This is a genomic window from Leisingera sp. ANG59, from assembly GCF_013317235.1.
Classification (GTDB): Bacteria; Pseudomonadota; Alphaproteobacteria; order Rhodobacterales; family Rhodobacteraceae; genus Leisingera.
On sequence record NZ_WLCM01000007.1, the window covers coordinates 78,916 to 98,678 of the forward strand.

Annotated in this window: 23 protein-coding genes; 13 read left to right on the forward strand and 10 right to left on the reverse strand. The window is 65.6% G+C overall.

Features of this window, described 5'->3' with window-relative positions:
• The first annotated feature begins 154 nt into the window (after positions 1-154).
• Positions 155-766: a hypothetical protein gene (locus GKC28_RS08770; RefSeq protein WP_217434019.1), complete on the forward strand. Its 612-nt coding sequence runs from the start codon at positions 155-157 to the stop codon at positions 764-766.
• Here GKC28_RS08770 and GKC28_RS08775 read toward each other — a convergent pair.
• The gene (locus tag GKC28_RS08775) at positions 759-1,064 is read right to left on the reverse strand and encodes a hypothetical protein (RefSeq protein WP_174146529.1); all 306 of its coding nucleotides are present in this window, start codon (positions 1,062-1,064) and stop codon (positions 759-761) included. The genes GKC28_RS08770 and GKC28_RS08775 overlap by 8 nt on opposite strands.
• A 232-nt stretch (positions 1,065-1,296) precedes the next feature.
• Between GKC28_RS08775 and GKC28_RS08780 the strand changes: the two genes are divergently transcribed.
• Together GKC28_RS08780 and GKC28_RS08785 are read left to right on the forward strand one after the other, a co-directional pair.
• A complete protein-coding gene (locus GKC28_RS08780; protein ID WP_174146530.1) occupies positions 1,297-1,593 on the forward strand; it encodes a hypothetical protein in 297 nt (98 codons plus the stop codon).
• A gap of 131 nt (positions 1,594-1,724) precedes the next feature.
• Entirely contained in the window at positions 1,725-1,967 is a 243-nt protein-coding gene (locus tag GKC28_RS08785) for a hypothetical protein (protein ID WP_174146531.1), read from the forward strand.
• A gap of 71 nt (positions 1,968-2,038) precedes the next feature.
• Here the strand turns inward: GKC28_RS08785 and GKC28_RS08790 are convergent, their stop codons facing one another.
• Complete coding sequence (locus tag GKC28_RS08790) at positions 2,039-2,176, reverse strand: entericidin A/B family lipoprotein (RefSeq protein WP_174146532.1); 138 nt, start codon at positions 2,174-2,176, stop codon at positions 2,039-2,041.
• A gap of 190 nt (positions 2,177-2,366) precedes the next feature.
• On the opposite strand from GKC28_RS08790, the gene GKC28_RS08795 reads away from it, so the two are divergent.
• The 5 genes from GKC28_RS08795 (at position 2,367) to GKC28_RS08815 (ending at position 6,776) form a co-directional block, all read left to right on the forward strand.
• Positions 2,367-2,693, forward strand: coding sequence for a TraR/DksA family transcriptional regulator (locus GKC28_RS08795; protein WP_174146533.1), 327 nt, complete (start codon positions 2,367-2,369; stop codon positions 2,691-2,693).
• Between the two features lie 154 nt (positions 2,694-2,847).
• Positions 2,848-3,162 (forward strand): hypothetical protein, encoded by a 315-nt coding sequence (locus GKC28_RS08800; protein WP_174146534.1) that lies wholly within the window; start codon positions 2,848-2,850, stop codon positions 3,160-3,162.
• A 209-nt stretch (positions 3,163-3,371) separates the two neighbouring features.
• Positions 3,372-4,025, forward strand: coding sequence for a protein-L-isoaspartate O-methyltransferase (locus tag GKC28_RS08805; protein WP_174146535.1), 654 nt, complete (start codon positions 3,372-3,374; stop codon positions 4,023-4,025).
• Between the two features lie 130 nt (positions 4,026-4,155).
• Complete coding sequence (locus GKC28_RS08810) at positions 4,156-5,580, forward strand: TolC family outer membrane protein (protein WP_174146536.1); 1,425 nt, start codon at positions 4,156-4,158, stop codon at positions 5,578-5,580.
• A gap of 77 nt (positions 5,581-5,657) precedes the next feature.
• Positions 5,658-6,776: a hypothetical protein gene (locus GKC28_RS08815; RefSeq protein ID WP_174146449.1), complete on the forward strand. Its 1,119-nt coding sequence runs from the start codon at positions 5,658-5,660 to the stop codon at positions 6,774-6,776.
• A 99-nt stretch (positions 6,777-6,875) separates the two neighbouring features.
• Here GKC28_RS08815 and GKC28_RS08820 read toward each other — a convergent pair whose 3' ends face one another.
• Both GKC28_RS08820 and GKC28_RS08825 read right to left on the reverse strand, forming a co-directional pair.
• Positions 6,876-8,330, reverse strand: a complete 1,455-nt coding sequence (locus GKC28_RS08820; RefSeq protein WP_174146537.1) for a cobyric acid synthase — start codon at positions 8,328-8,330, stop codon at positions 6,876-6,878.
• A gap of 193 nt (positions 8,331-8,523) precedes the next feature.
• Entirely contained in the window at positions 8,524-8,841 is a 318-nt protein-coding gene (locus GKC28_RS08825) for a DUF6280 family protein (protein ID WP_008556013.1), read from the reverse strand.
• A 219-nt stretch (positions 8,842-9,060) separates the two neighbouring features.
• Here GKC28_RS08825 and efp point away from each other — a divergent pair, with 219 nt between their 5' ends.
• A complete protein-coding gene (efp, locus tag GKC28_RS08830; protein ID WP_174146538.1) occupies positions 9,061-9,624 on the forward strand; it encodes an elongation factor P in 564 nt (187 codons plus the stop codon).
• 138 nt (positions 9,625-9,762) lie between these two features.
• On the opposite strand, the gene GKC28_RS08835 is transcribed toward efp, so the two are convergent.
• The 3 genes from GKC28_RS08835 to GKC28_RS08845 are packed head-to-tail and all read right to left on the reverse strand — an operon-like array spanning position 9,763 to position 11,903.
• A complete protein-coding gene (locus GKC28_RS08835; RefSeq protein WP_174146539.1) occupies positions 9,763-10,308 on the reverse strand; it encodes a hypothetical protein in 546 nt (181 codons plus the stop codon).
• 60 nt (positions 10,309-10,368) lie between these two features.
• Positions 10,369-11,172 (reverse strand): fructosamine kinase family protein, encoded by an 804-nt coding sequence (locus tag GKC28_RS08840; RefSeq protein WP_174146540.1) that lies wholly within the window; start codon positions 11,170-11,172, stop codon positions 10,369-10,371.
• Positions 11,169-11,903, reverse strand: a complete 735-nt coding sequence (locus tag GKC28_RS08845; RefSeq protein ID WP_174146541.1) for a folate-binding protein YgfZ — start codon at positions 11,901-11,903, stop codon at positions 11,169-11,171. Before GKC28_RS08845 ends, GKC28_RS08840 begins: the two co-directional genes overlap by 4 nt.
• 99 nt (positions 11,904-12,002) lie before the next feature.
• Here GKC28_RS08845 and GKC28_RS08850 point away from each other — a divergent pair, with 99 nt between their 5' ends.
• The gene (locus GKC28_RS08850) at positions 12,003-12,683 is read left to right on the forward strand and encodes a TIGR04283 family arsenosugar biosynthesis glycosyltransferase (protein ID WP_174146542.1); all 681 of its coding nucleotides are present in this window, start codon (positions 12,003-12,005) and stop codon (positions 12,681-12,683) included.
• A 48-nt stretch (positions 12,684-12,731) separates the two neighbouring features.
• Here the strand turns inward: GKC28_RS08850 and GKC28_RS08855 are convergent, their stop codons facing one another.
• Positions 12,732-14,594 (reverse strand): ABC transporter ATP-binding protein, encoded by a 1,863-nt coding sequence (locus GKC28_RS08855; RefSeq protein ID WP_174146543.1) that lies wholly within the window; start codon positions 14,592-14,594, stop codon positions 12,732-12,734.
• A 205-nt stretch (positions 14,595-14,799) separates the two neighbouring features.
• On the opposite strand from GKC28_RS08855, the gene GKC28_RS08860 reads away from it, so the two are divergent.
• Entirely contained in the window at positions 14,800-16,008 is a 1,209-nt protein-coding gene (locus GKC28_RS08860) for an alanine--glyoxylate aminotransferase family protein (RefSeq protein WP_174146544.1), read from the forward strand.
• Between the two features lie 33 nt (positions 16,009-16,041).
• Here GKC28_RS08860 and GKC28_RS08865 read toward each other — a convergent pair whose 3' ends face one another.
• Positions 16,042-16,236 (reverse strand): histidinol phosphate aminotransferase, encoded by a 195-nt coding sequence (locus GKC28_RS08865; RefSeq protein ID WP_174146545.1) that lies wholly within the window; start codon positions 16,234-16,236, stop codon positions 16,042-16,044.
• Between the two features lie 90 nt (positions 16,237-16,326).
• Complete coding sequence (locus GKC28_RS08870) at positions 16,327-17,436, reverse strand: pyridoxal phosphate-dependent aminotransferase (RefSeq protein ID WP_174146546.1); 1,110 nt, start codon at positions 17,434-17,436, stop codon at positions 16,327-16,329.
• A 94-nt stretch (positions 17,437-17,530) separates the two neighbouring features.
• On the opposite strand from GKC28_RS08870, the gene GKC28_RS08875 reads away from it, so the two are divergent.
• Both GKC28_RS08875 and GKC28_RS08880 read left to right on the forward strand, forming a co-directional pair.
• Positions 17,531-18,601: an SMP-30/gluconolactonase/LRE family protein gene (locus GKC28_RS08875; RefSeq protein WP_174146547.1), complete on the forward strand. Its 1,071-nt coding sequence runs from the start codon at positions 17,531-17,533 to the stop codon at positions 18,599-18,601.
• 73 nt (positions 18,602-18,674) lie between these two features.
• On the forward strand, positions 18,675-19,460 hold the full coding sequence (locus GKC28_RS08880; protein WP_174146548.1) for a crotonase/enoyl-CoA hydratase family protein: 786 nt from the start codon (positions 18,675-18,677) through the stop codon (positions 19,458-19,460).
• Positions 19,461-19,763: the final 303 nt, after the last annotated feature.

Consider the following 19,763-nt stretch of genomic DNA (forward strand, 5'->3'; position numbering starts at 1 on the left):
GGTTTCTTTTAAGAGTTCTGAGTAATGCTTGAATGCTTGAACAAACGGCACTAGAGACGCGCACTGATGGGCGGTCCAGATTGCGACTTCGTCATAAGCATTTGAATTTTCTTAGATTCACAACCTGCTTGTTGGGCGTGGAGGTTCAAGTATCATGAAAGAAAACGAGGGAGCCATGAACCAATTATTTGTTACCGCGCCTCAACCGACGCTTAAACGCGTTGCCGATTTGGATGGACCTGACTTTTACCCCACTCCTGCTTGGGCAACCTACGCGCTGATTGACAATGAAAAATTTCATGGCGACATTTGGGAATGCGCTTGTGGTGATGGAGCAATGAGTTCTGTTTTGAGCAGAACTGGGCAGAATGTCGAAAGTTCAGATTTGTATGATCGTGGTTTCGGGGAACCCGGTATCGACTTTCGTGAGACTAATCGCACTGCGACAAACATTATTACAAATCCGCCGTTTAACGCCGCGGAGGATTTTGTTCATACTGCACTAAAGGTTGCGGACAAGAAATTTGCTTTACTGCTAAGGTTGGCATTTCTTGAGGGAGCTAAACGGCGATCAACCATTTTTAGCAAAGCGCCTCCTAGTAGAGTCTGGGTGTTCAGCGAGAGAATTACATTCTATCCAAAAGGCGTGAAACGCAAAGGCAGTGGGACCACTGCCTATGCTTGGTTCGTCTGGGATAAGGACCATTGCGGCGGGACAGAGCTTAGCTGGTTGCCTACCGGTTACAAGAAAATGGACTTCAATTGAGATTGGCGGCGTAGCGGCGTCCAGTTCTTGTAAGTGTCCAAGACTCTGTGGCTTTTTCGTAGTCCGCGATGCCACGAGCTGCCAAACCAGTGCTTTGGTTTCTGTGGCAAACCAAATTGCGAACCTTCTGAGAAAAATAGGTGTCGCTACGGTTTCTAGCCAGCTGGGCATCCTTGCCGGTTGGCTTGAGGCGCTTAGAGAGGCGCTGAATGAGTTCAGACGTTGTAAGCGTTTGCCCTGAAACCTTCAGCATTTCTTTACAGGCTTCATCGCGGATTTGCGCTTCTGTGTATACCATATGCACTCCTTGGTTGATGGTTATGCAAGTCAAGTTGGTAACGCATTCGTGATATTCAAGTATGGCATTAAATTTCGTTCGGCCGCCAAACCGGGCAGCGCCCGTCCCGCCCCCCGCCACGCCGGAGGCGTGCTTTCAGCACGATGCGGGCGCTTCGCTTCCCGCCCCGCCGGGCCGGGCGCTGCCCTCCGCGTGCTGATCAGACCGAGGGTTTCCAAAAGGCCCAATGCATATGACAGATTTCGCCTCGGTTTCCTGGTCCTCACCGTTCACCCTGCCGTTCTCGGACATCGCCGGGTTTCTGGCCTTTGCAAGAGAGCAGAGAATGGCGATTGCCAGAATTGAGGTGCTGGACGGCAGCGGAAACCTTGTCAGATATCCAGTGGCCGGAAGCCCGGACGCCCCGCTCGCATCGCGTCTTTCCTGTTTCAGTTCAGCGAAAACAGCGCGCAGGACCTGGCTGCGTCTTTCAGCTACTACAAGCAAGTTCTGGCTGAAGTCACCGCCGAAGCCGGTTGGGAAGCGATGATCTGGCTGACGGAGGCCTGATTGGCCCATGCGCCACTCTCCGCGCATCCGCGGCCAGGCCACCATTCCGCTGCTGAAAACGCGCGCATTCCGTGTTATCCTCCGCGCTGTTCATCTGGGGAGGATAACACCATGAAACACCTGACTTTGGCCGCCGCGATCACCCTCCTGGCGTCGCCGCTTCTGGCCGGGCAGTGCCCCGCCGACATTGCCGCCATCGACGCCGCGCTGGCGGCCGGGACGGAGCTGTCGGAGGAAGACCTGGCAACCGTTCAGGAACTCCGCGACGAAGGCCAGGCGCTGCATGACAGCGGCGATCATGATGCCTCGGTCGCGACCCTGGCCGAAGCCAAGGGGCTGCTGGGGATCGAGTAACCGGCAAAAAGAAAAACGCCCGGCGGCAAACCGGGCGTTTTTTCTGCTCTGCCGCTCCGGGGCAGGGCGGCTCAGAAGCTGTTCTGCACGTCCTGCGCCACGCCGCTGATCGCGTTGCCGGCCTTGGAAATGTCGCGCCCGGCGCCTTTGGCGGTCTCGCAGGCCGCCAGCCCCAGCAGCAGCAGCGCACAGGTCAAAATCCGCATCATCGGTGAAGGCTCCTCATCTCTGCTCAAACCTCTTCGGCGGATGTCTAGCAAGCCGCCCCGGCCCATACCAGAGGATTTGCAGGCCAGAGGATTTGCAGGCGGACGGACCGGGCGGAGTTGAGCGAGGTCAAGGCGGCGCAGGCCGCGCCGGGCCAGGCTGCGGCGGAACCGGAACAGGAGGACTGACCCTATGGACCTGACCACCCGCAAACAGGCGCTGGAGGCGCGCCGCGCTGAACTGACCGGCCATCTTGCCAAGGTCGAGCACACGCTTGACGCGCCGATGCCGAAGGACTGGGAGGACCGCGCCTCCGAACGCCAGGGCGACGAGGTGCTGGAAAGCCTTGGCAGGGCGGAGCTGGACGAGCTGCGCCGGATCGACGCCGCGTTGGAGCGGATCAAAGCAGGCACCTACGGCATCTGCGCGGCGTGCGGCGAGCGGATTTCCGAGGCGCGGCTGGACCTGCTGCCCGCCGCCCCGCTGTGCAAGACCTGCGCGGGGGCTGCGGCGGGGTAGGGGCCGGCCTCCGGTTCGGTGGGGATTTACCAGAAATTTGCAACTTATGAGGTAGTGCAATCCCCGTAAATCGCGAGTATATTGACGTGGATCAAGGAGATGGAACTGACCCGGGGGGCAAGTTGCGCAAAACCTGAACTGGAGGGCATGGACTATGGACTTTTCCGCCAGAAAGCAATTGCTTGAAGCGCGGCGCCAGCAACTGGCCGGGCTGCTGACCCGGACCGGGCAGGCGCCGCGGGCGCCCCGCATGGGGTCCCACCGCCAGCCGCGGTCAGAGCGCGGCGCCGGCTGCGCGATTGAGGTTCTGCCCTACGCCAGCCATGACGAGCTGCGCCGGATCGAAGCGGCGCTGGCCCGCTTGCGCGACGGCTCCTACGGCTACTGCCGGATCTGCGGCGATGACATGGGGGACGACTGGCTGGACCAGCGCCCGGCCTCTCCCTTCTGCAAATCCTGCTCCCAGTAACCGCGGCGCCCTCGGCGGCGCGGACGTGCACCTCCTTCCGCTTGCCAGCGGCCTGCCGGGCCGCTGGCCTTTTTGCGTCGGCGCGCAAGGAGCAGTTGCCCCGCGGCAGCGCTGCACTACTTTAGCCCTTCGTGCGCACAGGCCCCGTTGCCGTGCCGGGCGGGATATGCCACAACCGGCCTGACCGACTGAACAAATGAGTTTAGCAGATGCCAGAATTCACTGAGCGCCGCCGCATGATGGTGGATACCCAGATCCGTCCCTCGGATGTCACCAAATACCCGATCATCGAGGCCATGCTGGCAGTCCCGCGGGAGAAATTTGTGCCGGCCGCGCAGCGCGAGGCGGCCTATGCCGACCAGAACGTGCGGCTGGGCGGCGGCCGGGTGCTGCTGGAGCCGCGCACCCTGGCCAAGATGCTGGACGCGGTGGATCTGCAAAACGACGAACTGGTGCTCGATGTGGCCTGCGGGTTTGGCTATTCCACCGCGGTTGCGGCCCGGATCGCGCAGATGGTGATCGGCGTCGAGGAAGACGAGGCGATGGCGGCGGACGCCCAGGAGCTGCTGAGCGAGACCGGCGCCGACAATGCCATCGTGCACACCGGTCCGCTGGCGGAAGGCGCGGCGGAACATGGCGCCTATGACGTGATCCTGGTGCAGGGCGGTGCCGAGGAGCTTCCCGCGGCGCTGCTGGACCAGCTCAAGGACGGCGGCCGCATCGCCGCGCTGATGGTGGCCGGCAACCTGGGTGAGGTCAAAATCGGGTACAAGACCGGCGGCCGGATCTCCTGGCGGTTTGAATTCAACGCCAGCGCGCCGTTGCTGCCGGGCTTTGCCGCGGCACGGGAATTCGCGCTCTGAGCCTTCGGGCCTGGCGCCGCGGCAGCTGCTGCCGCAACACGAGAACGAAGGCCGGGCGCCGCGCATGACGGCGCCCGGAACAGGGACCAACCCACCGCGGCTGGCGGCGCGGCAAAAGATAAGGCAACCGATGCGAATGAAATTTCCTGCGAGTGTGTTTAAGGCTTTTGTGTTTGCCGGCGGCGTGACCGCCACTGTGATGATGCCGCTCAAGGCAGCGGCGGACAACCTGTCCGACGCGATGATCGGCGCGTATAAGACCAGCGGCCTGCTGGAGCAGAACCGGGCGCTGCTGCGCGCCGCGGATGAGGATGTTGCGATCGCGCTGTCGCAGCTGCGGCCGCTGATCGAATGGACCGTCACCGCCAGCCATTCCTACGCCCGCGGCGCCAACCAGGTCGGCGTTTTCAACGAGGCGACGAGCAACGACATCAGCACCCAGCTGCAGCTGACCCAGCTGCTCTATGACGGCGGCGAGACGCGCCTGCGCAAGGACGCCGCGCAGGAGCTGGTGCTGGCCACCCGCCAGCAGCTGCTTGGAGTGGAGCAGCAGGTGCTCCTGTCCGCGGTGCAGGCCTATGTCGGTGTGCTGCAGGGCCAGGAAAACGTCGCCCTGCGCCGCAACAACCTGCGACTTCTGCAGGAGGAGCAGAAGGCCGCACAGGACCGTTTCGAGGTCGGCGAGGTCACCCGCACCGATGTCGCCCTGGCTGAAAGCCGGGTCGCCGCCGCGCGCGCCAACCTGACCGATGCCGAGGGCACTTTGCTGACCGCCCGCGCAACCTATCAGCAGGTTGTCGGCCATGCGCCCGGCAGCATTGCCGGCCAGCCCCGGCTGCCTTCCCGCACCACGTCGCTGGACCGCGCGCAGTCCATTGCGCAGCGCAACCAGCCGGATCTGCTGGCACAGCAGCACGCGGTCAAGGCCGCCGACATCCTGGTCCAGGCCGCAACCCGCGCCCTGGGGCCGAGCGTCAGCTTCCGCGCCACCGCCGGGCTGAGCGACGACATCAACGATGGCACCGGCATTAGTTCGGATGCAACGGCGGCGGTGGTCATGTCGCAGGAGCTGTATACCGGCGGCCGCAACGCCGCCACCCGGCGCCGCGCCATCGCCAGCGCCGATGCCGAGCGCGGCACCCTGATCACCACCCAGCGGTCGGTGCGCCAGGCGGTCAGCGCCGCCTTCTACAATGCCGAAACCGCCCGCGTCAGCCTGATCTCCTCGGGCGAGCGGGTGCGTGCCTCCAAGGTCGCCTTTGACGGTATCCGCGAGGAAGCCACCCTGGGCGCCCGCACCACGCTGGACGTGCTGCAGGCGGAACAGGAATACCTCGACGCCCAGACCGAGCAGGTGAACTCCCGCGCCAACCAGGCGATTGCCGCCTACCAGCTGCTGCAATCGCAGGGCCTGCTGACTGCGGAACACCTCGGCCTGGCGGTGGAGATCTACGATCCGACGCTCTATTACAACCTGGTCAAGGACGCGCCGGCCCAGCACAGCAAGCGCGGCAAGGATCTGGACCGCGTGCTCAAGGCCTTGGGGCGGGACTGACAATTCACTCTATCTGTTGTGCGGGAACGGGAAGGCCGCTACACTCTGACTCAACAGGCAAGAGTGGTAAAAAATCAATGTCCGACCCAGTTACCCACGCCGAGATTGAAGATGTCCTGTCCTCGATCCGCCGTCTGGTGAGCGAAGACACCCGGGAACAGCCCGCGGCGCCGGAACCGGCGGCGCGGCTGGTGCTGACGCCCGCCCTGCGGGTGCAGGAATCCGCCCCTCGCAACGATCTGCCGTCTGACCATGAGGCGGAGCCTGCTGAGCAGCCGGAAACGCAATCACAGGCTGAGCCCCGGCAGATTGCCTCCGGTGCTGCCGCGGATGCCGGACCCGCCGCCGAAGACGCTGCCAGCCCGCTGATCGAGGAGCCGCCGCTGGCTTTCCGCCATCACAGGGAACTGTCCCGGTCGCGGCGCAATGCTGCCGCGGCGGATCCCTCTGAATCCGAACAGGCAGATACAGATCAAGCAAACCCGGACGCGCCCTGGGGCAATCCGGAAACCACCCTGTTTGCAGCCGCGGCTGGTGCCGGTCGGCACGGCGCTGCTGCGGCGGAAGAAGCTGAGACCGGGGCCGGGATTGACGCGGAGGCTGGGGCCGCTGACCCAGCGCCCGTCCTGCTCAAGGACGGCGGGCTCGCGGGCGGCACTGCCGGCGCCCGGGCCGCCTCCGTGGTCCGCAAGATCGCCGAGATGGAGGCGCGCAGCTCTGCCGCGCAGGCCAGCACTCAGCAGGCCGGTACCCAGCAGGCGGGCACGCAACATGACTGGGAGCCGGACAGCCAGACCGAAGCGCCCTTTGCCGGCGCCGACACCATCGAATGGCGCGACGAGCCGCTGCCGCTGCGCCGCGAACAGGACCCGGAGGAAGAAATCCTGGATGTTCCGGCGTCCTGTTTCGAACCGGAAACCGTCACAGCCCCGGACAATCCCGAGGCTGCGCTGAACCCGCACTCGGCGGCTGCTTCGGCGGAAACGGCGGTGGAAGATGCGGTCACCGGCGCGGCCATGGACACCCTGGCGGAGGAGGGCGACAGCTTCCTCGACGAGGACGCCCTGCGCGATCTGGTGGCCTCCATAGTGCGCGAGGAACTGCAAGGCCCCTTGGGCGAGCGCATCACCCGCAACGTCCGCAAACTGGTCCGCCGCGAAATCCAGCGCGCTTTGGCCGCCCACGATCTGCTGTGAACGGGCCAGGCTGAAGACCGGGGCGGACTGAAGAACCGGGCAGGTTGAGGTTTCGCTTCCGGCTCAAGAGAAAACGGGAAACCAGTCCCGCGGCTGCGGTCAGAACCGCACCGGCTGCGCCAGTTCCAGCAGCTGATCGAGGTCCATGTAGCGCTCCAGGTGATCGGCCAGCGCATCCAGCGTCTCCTCGACGCCGTCCTCGTATCCCGCTTGGCTTTCATGGCCGAGGCTTGCCAGCACGCTGGCGCGGAAGGCGTCTTCGGAAAACAGACCGTGCAGGTACGAACCCTTGACGCGCCCGTCGGCGGAGGCCGCGCCTTCGGGCCGTCCGCCGATGCTGAGCCATGCCCGGCTGCAATCGGCGCCGGTGGTGCGGCCCATGTGGATCTCATAGCCGCTTACGGGCAGGTTGCCGTCGCGGGTTACGGCCTCGGTCAGCGTCACCCGCTTTTCCCCTGCCATCACCGTGTGCACGTCCAGCAGGCCTAGGCCGTCCACCTTGCCGGGCCGCCCGTCGACGCCCTCGGGATCGTCGATGGTCTTGCCCAGCATCTGGTAGCCGCCGCACAAGCCCAGCACATGGCCGCCGCGGCGGTAATGCGCCTGGATGTCGATGTCCCAGCCCTGCGCGCGCAGGTAGTTGAGGTCGCCGATGGTCGACTTGCTGCCCGGCAGAATGATCAGATCCGCATCGCCGGGCAGGGCGCGCCCGGGCGGCACGATCTCCACCGTCACCTCCGGCTCCGCCGCCAGCGGGTCGAGGTCGTCGAAATTCGCCATCCGTTCCAGCTGCGGCACCACCACCTTGCAGGCGCCGCCCTGGCGCGAGGCGATGTCCATCATGTCCTCGGCCGGCAGTTTCCAGGCGTCCCAGAACCACGGCACCACACCCAGCGAAGGCCAGCCGGTGCGGGCGGCGATATCGTCCCGGCCGCCGTCAAACAGGCTCAGGTCTCCGCGAAACCTGTTCACCATGAACCCCACGACCCGCTCCAGGTCATGGCGTTCAAGCACCGCATGGGTGCCGACAATCTGCGCAATCACCCCGCCGCGGTGGATGTCGCCGGCAATCACCACCGGCACCTCAGCCGCACAGGCAAAGCCCATGTTGGCGATGTCGTTCTTGCGCAGGTTGGTCTCGGCAGGCGATCCCGCGCCCTCGATCAGCACCAGATCGGTGTCCGCCGCCAGCCGGTGAAAGCTCTCCAGCGCCGCCTCCAACAGGCCCGATTTGTCGCGCATGAAGGACCCGGCTCCTTGGGTGCCGCGGCGCTTGCCCTGCACGATCACCTGGGCGCCAGTATCAGTCTCCGGCTTCAAGAGCACCGGGTTCATGTCGGTATGCGGCGCGCGTTTAGCAGCCCGCGCCTGCAGCGCCTGGGCGCGGCCGATTTCACCGCCCTCCGGCGTGACGGCGGCGTTGTTCGACATGTTCTGCGGCTTGAACGGCGCGACCTTCAGCCCGCGCCGCACATAGGCGCGCGCCAGCCCTGCCACCAGCAGTGACTTGCCGACATTGCTGCCGGTGCCCTGGATCATGATTGCGCGTGCCATCAGCCGCTCCCTGCCTGCGCCCCGTAACTCATGGGGCCTGCATAGCAGGTTAGACGCCCCCGTCCATGGGGGCTGTGCCGCAAGCGGCCCGCGGCAGCCGCCGCGCGACAGGCTGACCCTGCGGAAAGCCATGGCGCGCAAAAGAAAAACGCGCCCCTAAGGGCGCGCTTTTCAGCAATGCGCAAGGGAAGCCTTAGGCGGCTTCAGCCTGCGCAGCGTTGCGGCGTTCGCTTTCTTCACGCGACAAAGCAACCGAGGTCCGCACACCGCGGCCCACGAAGTCCATCAGGCCTTCCACAACCCGTTCGTTCGGGTCGATGCCGGCGCAGGACAGCACTTCGCGGCCATCGCGAGAGCGTGCCCAGCGGGCGATCTGTTCCGGGCCATTGCCGTATTTCTTGTCGTCGGCGATGGCGTCATCCAGTGCGGCCAGGACAACGGCTGCAAACAGTTTGCGGGCGCGGTTGCCTTGCTCGTTATTATAAGCGGTGCCGTCTACGAAATCTCGCATCTCGTATCCCTTGTTGTTCTTGCTATTGCAATTTTCGGCGTAGCGCTGCTTATGACGGAAGTGTGACGATTCGGATAGAGCGCAGATGCATAGCTTTCATGCAAATTGCGCATAGCTTTTTCACGCTTCCTCCACACCATATCCTTGTCTTGCCAGCGGTAAGCCTGCCAGATATAGGGTCTTGCAAATTATCATCAACCATCTGAAAGGCATTTTCCCATGCCCAAGATCAACGGCAACGAAATCCGTCCCGGCAACGTGCTGGAACATAATGGCGGCCTTTGGGCAGCGGTGAAAGTCGACCACGTGAAGCCCGGCAAGGGCGGTGCATTCGCCCAGGTCGAGATGCGCAACCTGCGCAACGGCTCCAAGCTGAACGAGCGCTTCCGCTCGGCGGACAAGGTGGAGCGCGTCCGCCTGGAGCAGAAGGACCAGCAGTTCCTCTACGAAAGCGACGGCATGCTGGTGTTCATGGATGCCGAAACCTATGAGCAGATCGAGCTGCCCGCGGACCTCCTGGGCGACCGCCGCCCGTTCCTGCAGGACGGCATGACCATCGTGGTGGAATTCTACGAGAGCGAGGCGCTGAACGCGACCCTGCCGCAGAAAGTGACCTGCAAGATCGTCGAGACCGAGCCGGTCGTCAAAGGCCAGACTGCGGCGAACTCCTTCAAGCCGGCGATCCTCGACAACGGCGTCAAGGTCATGGTGCCGCCCTTCGTCGGCCAGGACGAGATGATCGTGGTCAACACCGAGACCATGGAATATTCCGAGCGCGCCTGAACAGGGACGCCTTCGGAAAAACGGAAAAGCCGCCCTCCCTCGGGGGCGGCTTTTTCTGTTTCTGCGCACCGCCCAAGACTTTTCAGAAAAGTCTTGGCAAAAGTTTTCTGAAAACTTTTGCGCAGGCAGCTGGCCGGGTCACCCCGCCGGCAGCGCCGGATCAAAACCGCATTCATCCATCATCTTGCCATAGGCTGCGGTGAACCCGCTGAGCGAGGCCTCGTAGAACATGTCGTTGCCGGCCCAGAACTCCACCCAGCTGCCCTGTTTCATCGCCTGCAGCATCACCAGCTGGTCCTGGAGCCGCAGCGCGCTTTCGGCCTCGGCCAGCCCTTCCTCGCTGATCCAGGAATTGATCCCCGCCGCGATGGAAAAGCTGCGGTCGAAGTCAAAGATGAAATCCACCGTGCCGCCCTGCTGCATCAGCGTCGGGTAATGCCGCGGCGCATATTCCTGCACCTTGGCCATCGGGTAGACCGCGGGCGGGCCCGCATCGCCGGAAAACACCTCCAGCGCCAGCAGCGGATCGCCATCGCCGCCGGTCCAGGCGCGGCAGGTCAGATAGCTGTCCTGCTCGGTCTCATGGGGCTCTGTGGCGGCATGCCAGTCCTTATAATTCCAGTACTCCGCCCAAACCGGGAAGGCCGCCAGCGCGGCGAAACAAACTCCAAACAACAGTCGCATCAAATACCCTTTCAGCAAATCTGACGGCGATCCTAACGCAAGGAGATGAACAGAGGCTTGTCAGAAGCCCAATGCCTCCAGGCGGGCCTTCACCATGCTGCGGTAGCCGCTGCCGAACAGCCGCAGATGCACCAGCGCGGGCCATAACTGATAGATGGCGCGGCGCGCCTCATACCCTGGCTCCAGCGCGCCATAGCTGTCGAGAAAGGCCGCGGGCGGCGCGCCGAACAAATGCAGCATCGCCAGATCCACCTCGCCATGCCCCCAGTAACAGGCCGGGTCGATCAGATAGGCGGCCTGTCCGCTGAACAGCACATTGCCGCTCCACAGATCGCCATGCAGCAGGGCCGCGGGCGGCGCGGCGGGCAGCAGCTCCGGCAGCCGGAGGCAAAGCGCCTCAACCCGCTGCCGCAGATCGCGGGGCAGGGCGTCCGGGCTTGCCAGCAGGCGGCGGCTGGCCCAGAACTCCACCCAGTTTTCCAACGGCGCATTGGGAATCTCAACACCGCCAAACGCGTAGTCCTCCGCCCAGCCGTAGTGCGGGCCGGTCGCGGCATGCAGCTGCCGCAAGGAATGCCCCAGCGCCTGCCAGCCATCCGCGCCGGCCGCGGTTTCCTCCAGCGCGTCCATCAGCAGCACAGGGCCTGCCACGCCAAGAACCTCCGGCGCCGGCGCGCCTGCGTCCCGGATCGCGCACAGCATCGCGGCCTCGGCCGCAACCAGCGGCCCGGACTTGGCGACCACCCGGCGGCCGTCTGTCAGGTCAAGAAGCTGCACCTCCGACAGGTCGCCGCCGTGCAGCGGGCTGCTGCGCGCAATGCCCGCGCCTAGCAGGGAAAGAACCGTTTCGGCCAGCCCGCTCACTCTTGCCAGGTGACGCGGGCGTCCCCCGCCTGCATCTCCCCCTTGGCGCGGTCAAGGCGCAAATAGGCGATGCCCCTGCCGCCGGACTGGGTGAACAGCGTGCCCACCACCTTGCCGCCGGCGGTGATTTCCGTGCCGACCGGCGCCGCACCCTCAACCGCCACCGTGCGCAAGCCCTTGCGCAGCTCGGTCTTGTGCTTCATCCGCGCCGTCACCTCCTGGCCGACATAGCAGCCCTTGCGGAAATCGACGCCCTTCAGCGCCTCGAACCCGGCTTCCAGTATATAGGTTTCCGGCCCCAGCTCGATGCCGGTTTCGGGAATGCAGTGGGCGACCCGGATGGCGTCCCAGTCGGTGCCGTCATCACCGCCCTCGGCGCCATATAGCCGCCAGCCCATCGCCGGGTGGCGCGGGTCCGCCAGCGCGCCCTCCGGTGCCGCGCCGGTGCCGCGTTTCACCTGCAGGTCCGTCATTTCCAGCTGCACATCGGCGCGCAGCCGGTACATGTTCAGCCGCTTCAGCAGCCCCTCGGCCAGCGAGGCTTCCACATCCAGCAGCACCGCATCGCCGTCTGCCGCCAGAAAGAAGTCGGCGATGTATTTGCCTTGCGGCGTCAGCAGCGCGGCATAGACCAGGCCTTCGCTCAGCCGGTCCACATTGCTGGTCACAAGATCCTGCAGGAAGCTCTTGGCGTCAGCGCCATTCAGGCGCAGGATGCGGCGGTCGCTCATGTGTTTTCTCCTGTCTGCCTCAGGGGGCGTTTCACTGCTTGGCCCAGTGATATAGGAAGCAGGGCGGAAGAAAACAGCAAATCCGCCCAAGGAGGGCTCATGCCCGCGCCGCTCAGCATCGTCATTCCCACCCTGAACGCCGAAGGAGAGCTGCCCGCCACGCTGGAGCATCTGATGGAGGGGCTGGCCGCCGGGCTGATCCGCGAGCTGGTGATCACAGACGGCGGCTCCACCGATGCCACCCGCGCCATTGCCGAAGCCGCCGGCGCTGAATGGATCAGCGGCGCGCCGTCGCGCGGCGGCCAGCTGCGCCGGGGCTGCGCGGCAGCAGAGGGGGAGTGGCTGCTGGTGATCCATGCCGACACCCATCTGGAGCCGGGCTGGGCTGCGGCGGTGGCGCAGCACCTGCAGGAGGGGCACGGCAGCCCGGCCTGTTTCCGGCTGCGCTTCCGGGCGCGCGGCTTGATGCCGGCCTGGGTCGCGGCCTGGGCCAATCTGCGCACGCGCCTGATCGGGCTGCCTTATGGCGATCAGGGCCTGCTGATTGCCCGCGCGGATTATGAGGCTGCGGGCGGCTACCCGGATCAGCCGCTTATGGAAGACGTGGCGCTGGTGCGGCGCCTGCACAGGCTGACGGTGCTGCCAAGCAGCGCGCTGACCAGCGCCGTGCGCTACCAGCGCGCGGGCTGGCTGCGGCGCGGCGGGCGCAACCTGTGGACGCTGACCAGATACGCTATGGGGGTCTCTCCCGAGAAACTGGCTGCGGATTACAGAAAGTGAAGTGATCTGCCGGGCGCTGTCCTATGTCGCAAGTTAAAGGAGCCGGGCTCAGCCGAACACCTTGCTGGCAAAGCGGCGGAACCAGCGGTTCTTGCCGCGGGCGCTGCCGCCGGGCACCTGTTCGGCCTGGGCGGCGATGCCCTTGGTGTCCACCACCGTCTTGCCGTCCTGGAACTGCAGCCGGTAGAGGTCGGCATAGATGCCGCCGCGGGCCAGCAGCTCCTCGTGGCTGCCCTGGTCCACCACCCGGCCGCGGTCCATCACCACGATCTTGTCGGCGTTGCGGATGGTCGACAGCCGGTGCGCGATCACCAGCGTGGTGCGGCCGCCCGACAGCTTGTCCAGCGCCTGCTGCACCACCTTCTCCGACTGCGCATCCAGCGCCGAGGTCGCCTCGTCCAGCAGCAGAACCGGCGTGTCGCGCAACAGCGCGCGGGCAATCACCACCCGCTGCCGCTGGCCGCCCGACAGCGCCGATCCGCGCGGCCCCACCCTGGTCTCCAGACCATGCTCCAGCTTGGGCAGGAAATCCGACACATGCGAGGCATCCAGCGCTGCCTGCAATTCCTCATCGCTCACATCGGTGCGGCCCAGCACGATGTTTTCCCGCAGCGTCTCGTCAAACAGCAGCGCATCCTGGGTCACCACCGAGAACAGGCTGCGCAGATCGGCGGTCTTCAGGGCGTCCACCGGGACACCGCCCACCGAGACACGCCCCTCCTGCGGGTCGACCATGCGGGTCAGCAGGTTGAAGATGGTGGACTTGCCCGCCCCCGAGGCGCCGACCAGCGCCGTGGTCTTGCCGCCTTCGGCCACCAGCGACAGACTGTGCAGGATCTTGCTGTCGCCATAGCTGAGGCTGACGTTCTCGAGGTTGATCGGCGGCAGCCCTTCGGGGGCCGGTTCCGGGTTCTCGGGCTCTGTCAGCAGAATCGGCGCATCGAGCAGTTCCTTGACCCGCTCCAGCGAGGCCGCCGCGGTCTGCCAGACACCGGAAATTGCCGCCAGCCGCCGCATCGGTTCGAACGACAGGCCGACCGAAGTGAAGAAGGCCATGAACTGGCCGACGGTTTTCTCGCCCGCGATGATCTCGTTGCCGCCATACAGCAGCACCGCCATGAACCCGGCACCGGCCATGATGTCGGTCATCCCCGAGATCGACGCGCCGCCCAGCGCGGTCTTCACATCGGCCTTGACCAGATTGTCCATCACGGTCCCGAAACGCGCATTCTGATAGTCTTCCAGCCGGTTCAGCTTGATCGGCACGATGCCGTGGAAGATCTCGTTCAGCCGGGTCGACAGCTTGGCGCTCAGGTCCCGCGACAGCGTCGCCTTCCTGCGCACATAACGCTGCGCCATCTTGATCGGCGCCAGCAGCACCGGCACCCCGATCAACAGCACCAATGTCCAGCGCCAGTCGATGCTGACGGCGACGCCCAGCACCGCAATCAGGGAGACGAAATCCTTGCCGGCGCCGGTGATCACCGCCCGCCACACGGAATCGATGGCGCTGACATCGCCCAGGACGCGGTGCATCAGAACCCCCGGCGGGTGCTCCTGGTGAAAGGCCGGGTCCTGCCGGATCAGCCGCGCCAGCATATCCTTGCGCAGATGCGCGGCGGAGGTCTGCGAGACCTTGCTCAGCAGCACCTTCTGGGTGACGCCGGACACGCCGCGCAGGGCGAAGATGCAGAAGAACGCCAGGCTCACCCAGAACAGAGCATCGGTGTTGCCTTCGACAAACACCAGGTCGAACATCGGCTGCATCATGTAGCCAAGCGCGCCCATGGTGCCGCCTTCAATCAGCATGAAGATCACGGCGATGCCCAGAAGCCCGATGTACCGGCGCAGATAACCGCGCCACAGCCAGCCCAGAAGCTCCCGTGCGGATTTATGCTCCTGCTGGCTCATGACTGCGCGCTCCTGCGGGAAATTCGTGTCATTGCGGGCCTTTCCCTGTCGTTCCTGCGCCATTTAAGCAGGTGGGGGGCAGCGCGCAAGCAATTCGCCGTGACCCTGCGTCCTTGGCAATTGACGCTGCCCGCCCTGCAGATACTGTGCCGTCATGGGTAACCGCGGCAGCCCCGGGGCGGCGCGCTTTCAGGGAATATCAGGCATGAGCGGAGCGGCGAACGTATCGGCAGGGCGGCAGTATCTGGCCATACCGGGGCCTTCGGTGGTGCCGGACCGGGTGCTGCAGGCAATGCACCGGCCGTCGCCCAACATCTACGCGGGCGAGCTGGTGGAGATGACCGCCGCCCTGATCCCGGACCTGCGCCGGGTGGCGCGCACGGATCATCACGCGGCGGTATATATCGCCAACGGCCACGGCGCCTGGGAGGCGGCGCTGCAGAACACCCTGCAGCCCGGCGACCTGGTGCTGGTGCCCGCCTCGGGCCGCTTTGCCATCGGCTGGTCGGAAATGGCTGAAGGCTTGGGGATCGGGACCGAGGTCCTGGACTTCGGCACCAGCGCCCCCTGGGACATGGCGCGGATTGCTGAGGTGCTGGCCGCCGACAAGACACACCGCATCAAGGCGGTGCTGGGCGTGCATGTGGACACCTCCAGTTCGATCCGCAACGACATCGCGGGCCTGCGCCGCCTGCTGGACCAGGCCGGCCACCCGGCGCTGCTGATGGCCGACTGCATCGCTTCCCTGGGCTGCGAGCGCTTCGAGATGGATGCCTGGGGCGTCGATGTCATGGTCACCGCCAGCCAGAAGGGGCTGATGATGCCGCCGGGCCTCAGCTTCGTGTTCTTCAACGATAAGGCCGCCGCGGCGCGGGCGGCGCTGCCGCGGATCAGCCGCTACTGGGACTGGGAACCGCGCGCCCACCCGGCCGAGTTCTACCAGTATTTCGGCGGCACCGCGCCCACCCATCACCTCTACGGGCTGCGCGCCGCGCTCGACATGATCCACGGCGAAGGCCTTGAAAACGTGTGGGACCGCCACGCCCGCCTGGCCCGAGCCATCTGGGCCGCCTGCGAGGCCTGGGGCGCAGACGGCCCGCTGCGGATGAACGTGGCGGACCGCTCCTTGCGCTCCCACGCGGTCACCGCGCTGCATATCGGCGCGCCGGACGGCACCCGGCTGCGCGCCTGGCTGGAGCAGAACCTGGGCCTGACGCTGGGCATCGGCCTCGGCATGGCCGCCCCAAAGAGCCCGGAATGGCACGGCTTTTTCCGGCTCGGCCACATGGGGCACGTGAACGGTCAGATGGTGATGGGATTGCTGGGCGGCATAGAAACCGGCCTCACCGCGCTGAATATCCCGCACGGCACTGGCGCGCTGGACGCAGCTGCACGGGGGCTGGCGGGCCGCTGAAGGCCCGTCTGCAGCAGCCGGGCTGCGCGGGGGTCACGCCTTATGCGAGTTCAGCCGGATCTCCAGCCTGGTGATGAAATGGTTGATCAGCACGGCCAGCACCAGCACCGGCACCAGCCCGTACATCACCCAGAGCACAAAGAAGATCCACATCAGGTTGATGCCGGCAAACATGATCGCGGCGGTAAAGAAATCCGGCATGGCGTCCGGCAGTTCAGGGTCACGCATGACAATTCTCCCGGTGATACCCTTTGATGGTAGTCCGGGACCGGTGAATGTCCGGTAAAACTGCTGCGATCAGGCCTCCGCCGGCAGGTTTCAGCCGCCCCGTGCTGTGTCCAGCGCCAGCGGCAGCGCCGCGGCAAAGGCGTCCAGCTCCGCCGCTGGCCCGCAGCTCACCCTTATGCAGCGGTTCTGCGGTTCGGCAAACGGCATCCGCACAAAGACCCCCTGATCCACCAGCCCATCCAGCACCGCCTTGGCAAATGCCCCGTCCCGGCCGCAGTCGATGGCGACGAAATTGGTGGCAGAGGGCAGGGCGCTCAGCCCGTTTTCCGCGGCGATGCCGGCAATCCGCTCGCGCGCCGCCTCAATCTGCGCCAGCACCTCTGCCAGCCAGTCCTGATCCTGCAGCGCCGCCAGCGCGCCGGCCTGCGCCGCCCGGTTCATGCCGAAATGGTTGCGCACCTTGTTGAAGGCGGCGATCAGCTCGGGATGGCCGATGGCATAGCCCACCCGCGCGCCGGCCATGGCATAGGCCTTGGAAAAGGTCCGCATCCGGATCACCCGCATGTCATCCGCGCTGATGGGCGCCGCGGTGCCTTCCGGCGCGCATTCGACATAGGCCTCGTCCAGCAGCAGCAGGCAGCCCTCCGGCAGATGCTCCAGCGCCGCCGCAATCTCCGCGCCCTTATGCCAGCTGCCCATCGGATTGTCCGGATTGGCCAGGTAGACGATCCTGGCATCGACCTCCGCCGCTTTGGCAAACAGCGCCCCGAAATCCTCGCGGTCGTCCTTGTAGGGCACCGTATGGATCACCCCGCCAAAGCCCGCCACATGGTAGTTGAAGGTCGGATAGGCCCCCAGCGACGTGACCACCGCATCGCCCGGCCCGACCAGCAGCCGCACCAGGTACCCCAGCAGCCCGTCGATGCCCTCGCCGACGATGATATGCGCCGGGCTAACCCCGTGATGCGCCGCCAGCGCGTGGCGCAGATCAAAGTTCTCCGCATCGCCGTATTTCCAGATTTCCGCCGCGGCCTTGGCCATCGCCTCAACGGCCTTGGGCGACGGGCCGAAGATGTTCTCATTCGCCCCCAGCCGCGCGGCAAAGGCATGGCCGCGGGCGCGCTCCTGGGTCTCGGGGCCGACAAAGGGCACGGTGGCGGGCAGGGATTGGGCAAGCGGGGTGTAGCGGGGACCAGTCATGGCCGCAGATAAGCGCAAGCGCGGGCGGCGGGCAAGGCTTGCGTCCCTCCTGAGGGAGGCGCAGTCTGCATCAAGTTTTCAAAGGGATTCTTTCATGCGCATTGCCCTGGCCCTGCTGGCTGCCGCCCTCGGTTACCTCCTGTTCTGGCCGGTGCCGGTCGACCCTGTCGCCTACGGCCCGCCGCAGCCGCCGGGTTTCACCGGCGATTACGCGGAAAACAATGCGCTGGATGCGGCCGCGCTGGTCCATTTGCCAGACGGAGAACTGGGGCCGGAGGACATCGCCCGAACCCCGGACGGCGCCATCTACACCACCAGCCTCGCAGGCAATCTCTACCGTATCGACGGCGCTGAACCTGTCCTGATTGATCAGCTCGGCGGCCGCCCGCTGGGGCTCAAGGCAGGCCCGGACGGCGCGCTTTTTATCGCCGACAGTTTCCGCGGAATCCTGCGCTGGTCCGGCCCCGGCTCGCTGGAGGTCGTGGCGGACAGCATTGACGGCGCCCCGATCGTCTATGCCAACCAGCTCGACGTGGCCCGCGACGGCACCGTCTATTTCTCCAACTCCTCCGACCGCTTCGACCCGGAAACCATGGGCGGCACCAAGCCGACCTCGATCCTGACGATCTGGGAGCAGTCGGACAGCGGCTACGTCGCCCGCATCCGCCCCGATGGCAGTGCCGAGAAGATCGCCACGGGCTTCGTCTACACCAACGGCATCGCGCTCTCGCCGGAGGAGGATTTCCTGCTGATCAACGAGACCGGCCGCGCCCGCATCCACCGGCTCTGGCTCAAGGGGGACCGGGCAGGCGAGCGCGAGGTGTTCCTCGACAACCTCCCCGGCTACCCCGACAATCTGGAGGCGCAAGGCGACGGCACCTACTGGCTCGCCTTCGCCAGCCCGCGGGTGCCGTCGGAAAAACTGATGCCCTATCCTTTCCTGCGCAAGCTGATCTGGCGCCTCGGCCCGATGGTGCGCCCGGCGCCGGTCCATCGCGGCATGCTGGTGCAGCTGGACGGGCAGGGGAATGTGCTGCGCAGCCTGCAGGACCCTGACGGCCGCCTTGGCGTTACCACCGGCGGCAAGGTGATGAACGGGCAGCTTTATGTCATGACCCTCGACTCGCCGTTCTTCGCCCGGATGCCCCTGACGCCCCGCCCCTGACCTCAGGTAGGGCTGGCATGTCCGCCGGTTCCGGGGCAGGCTGCATGTAAACCGGAACCGAGGGGGAGCAGCCATGAAAAAAGTCACCACCGGCTACAAGGACCGCATCGCCTATGTCACGCTTGCCCGCCCGGACAAGCACAACGCCCTGGATGAGGAGATGATTGATGCGATCATCGCCGCAGGCCAGGAGGTGGCAGAGTCGGACGCCCGCGCGGTGGTGCTCTCAGGCGCCGGCAAAAGCTTCTGCGCGGGCCTCGACATGGCGGCGCTGGCCGGCTTTGCGCAGCGCGACCTCAGCAGCCTGATCATGGAGCGCACCCACCATGACGCCAATGCGTTCCAGGAGGTGGCGATGGTCTGGCGCCGGGTGCCGGTGCCGGTGATTGCGGCCATCCACGGCGCCTGTTTCGGCGGCGGGCTGCAGATCGCGCTGGGCGCCGACATCCGCATCGCCCACCCGGAGGCGCAGCTGTCGGTGATGGAGATGAAATGGGGCCTGATCCCCGACATGGGCGGCATGGCGCTGTTGCCGCGGCTGGTGCGCAGCGACGTGCTGCGCCGCCTCGCCTGGACGGCGGAGAATGTGGCGGCGCCGCAGGCGCTCGACTGGGGGCTGGTCACCGAACTGGCCGGCAGCCCGCTCAGCCGCGCAAATGAACTGGCGCAGGAAATCGCGGGCAAGAGCCCCTCCGCGGTGCGCGCCGCCAAACGGCTGATTGCCTATGCCGAAAGCGGTGCCTCCCAGGCGGATGTGCTGCTGCGCGAAAGCGCCGAGCAGCTGGAGCTGATCGGCAAGCCCGACCAGATCGAGGCGGTGGCCGCCCAGCTGCAAAAGCGGCCGCCGGATTTCCGCTGATCCGCGCCGTCCGGCTTTTTTCTGGTCAAAAATACCCATGCCCCGGGTGCCGCCGGGCGGTGCCGCCGGGCGGTGCCGCCGGCGGCACCCGGGGCCGCGTCGGGACAGGGAATTTACGCTTCAGTAACGTCTTCGGATTCTGCAACAGCGGAATGTCGCCAAATTGTCTGGAAACCCTTTCCGGCAGGCGGGAAACCGCCGCCCGCCGGCAGGAAAATGCCGCGTAAAACCAGCGCCAATCCCCGTTAACTTTTTGGCAACATCTGGGGGCGAATTCTGCCTTCAGCAGGGCGCAAGAATGGC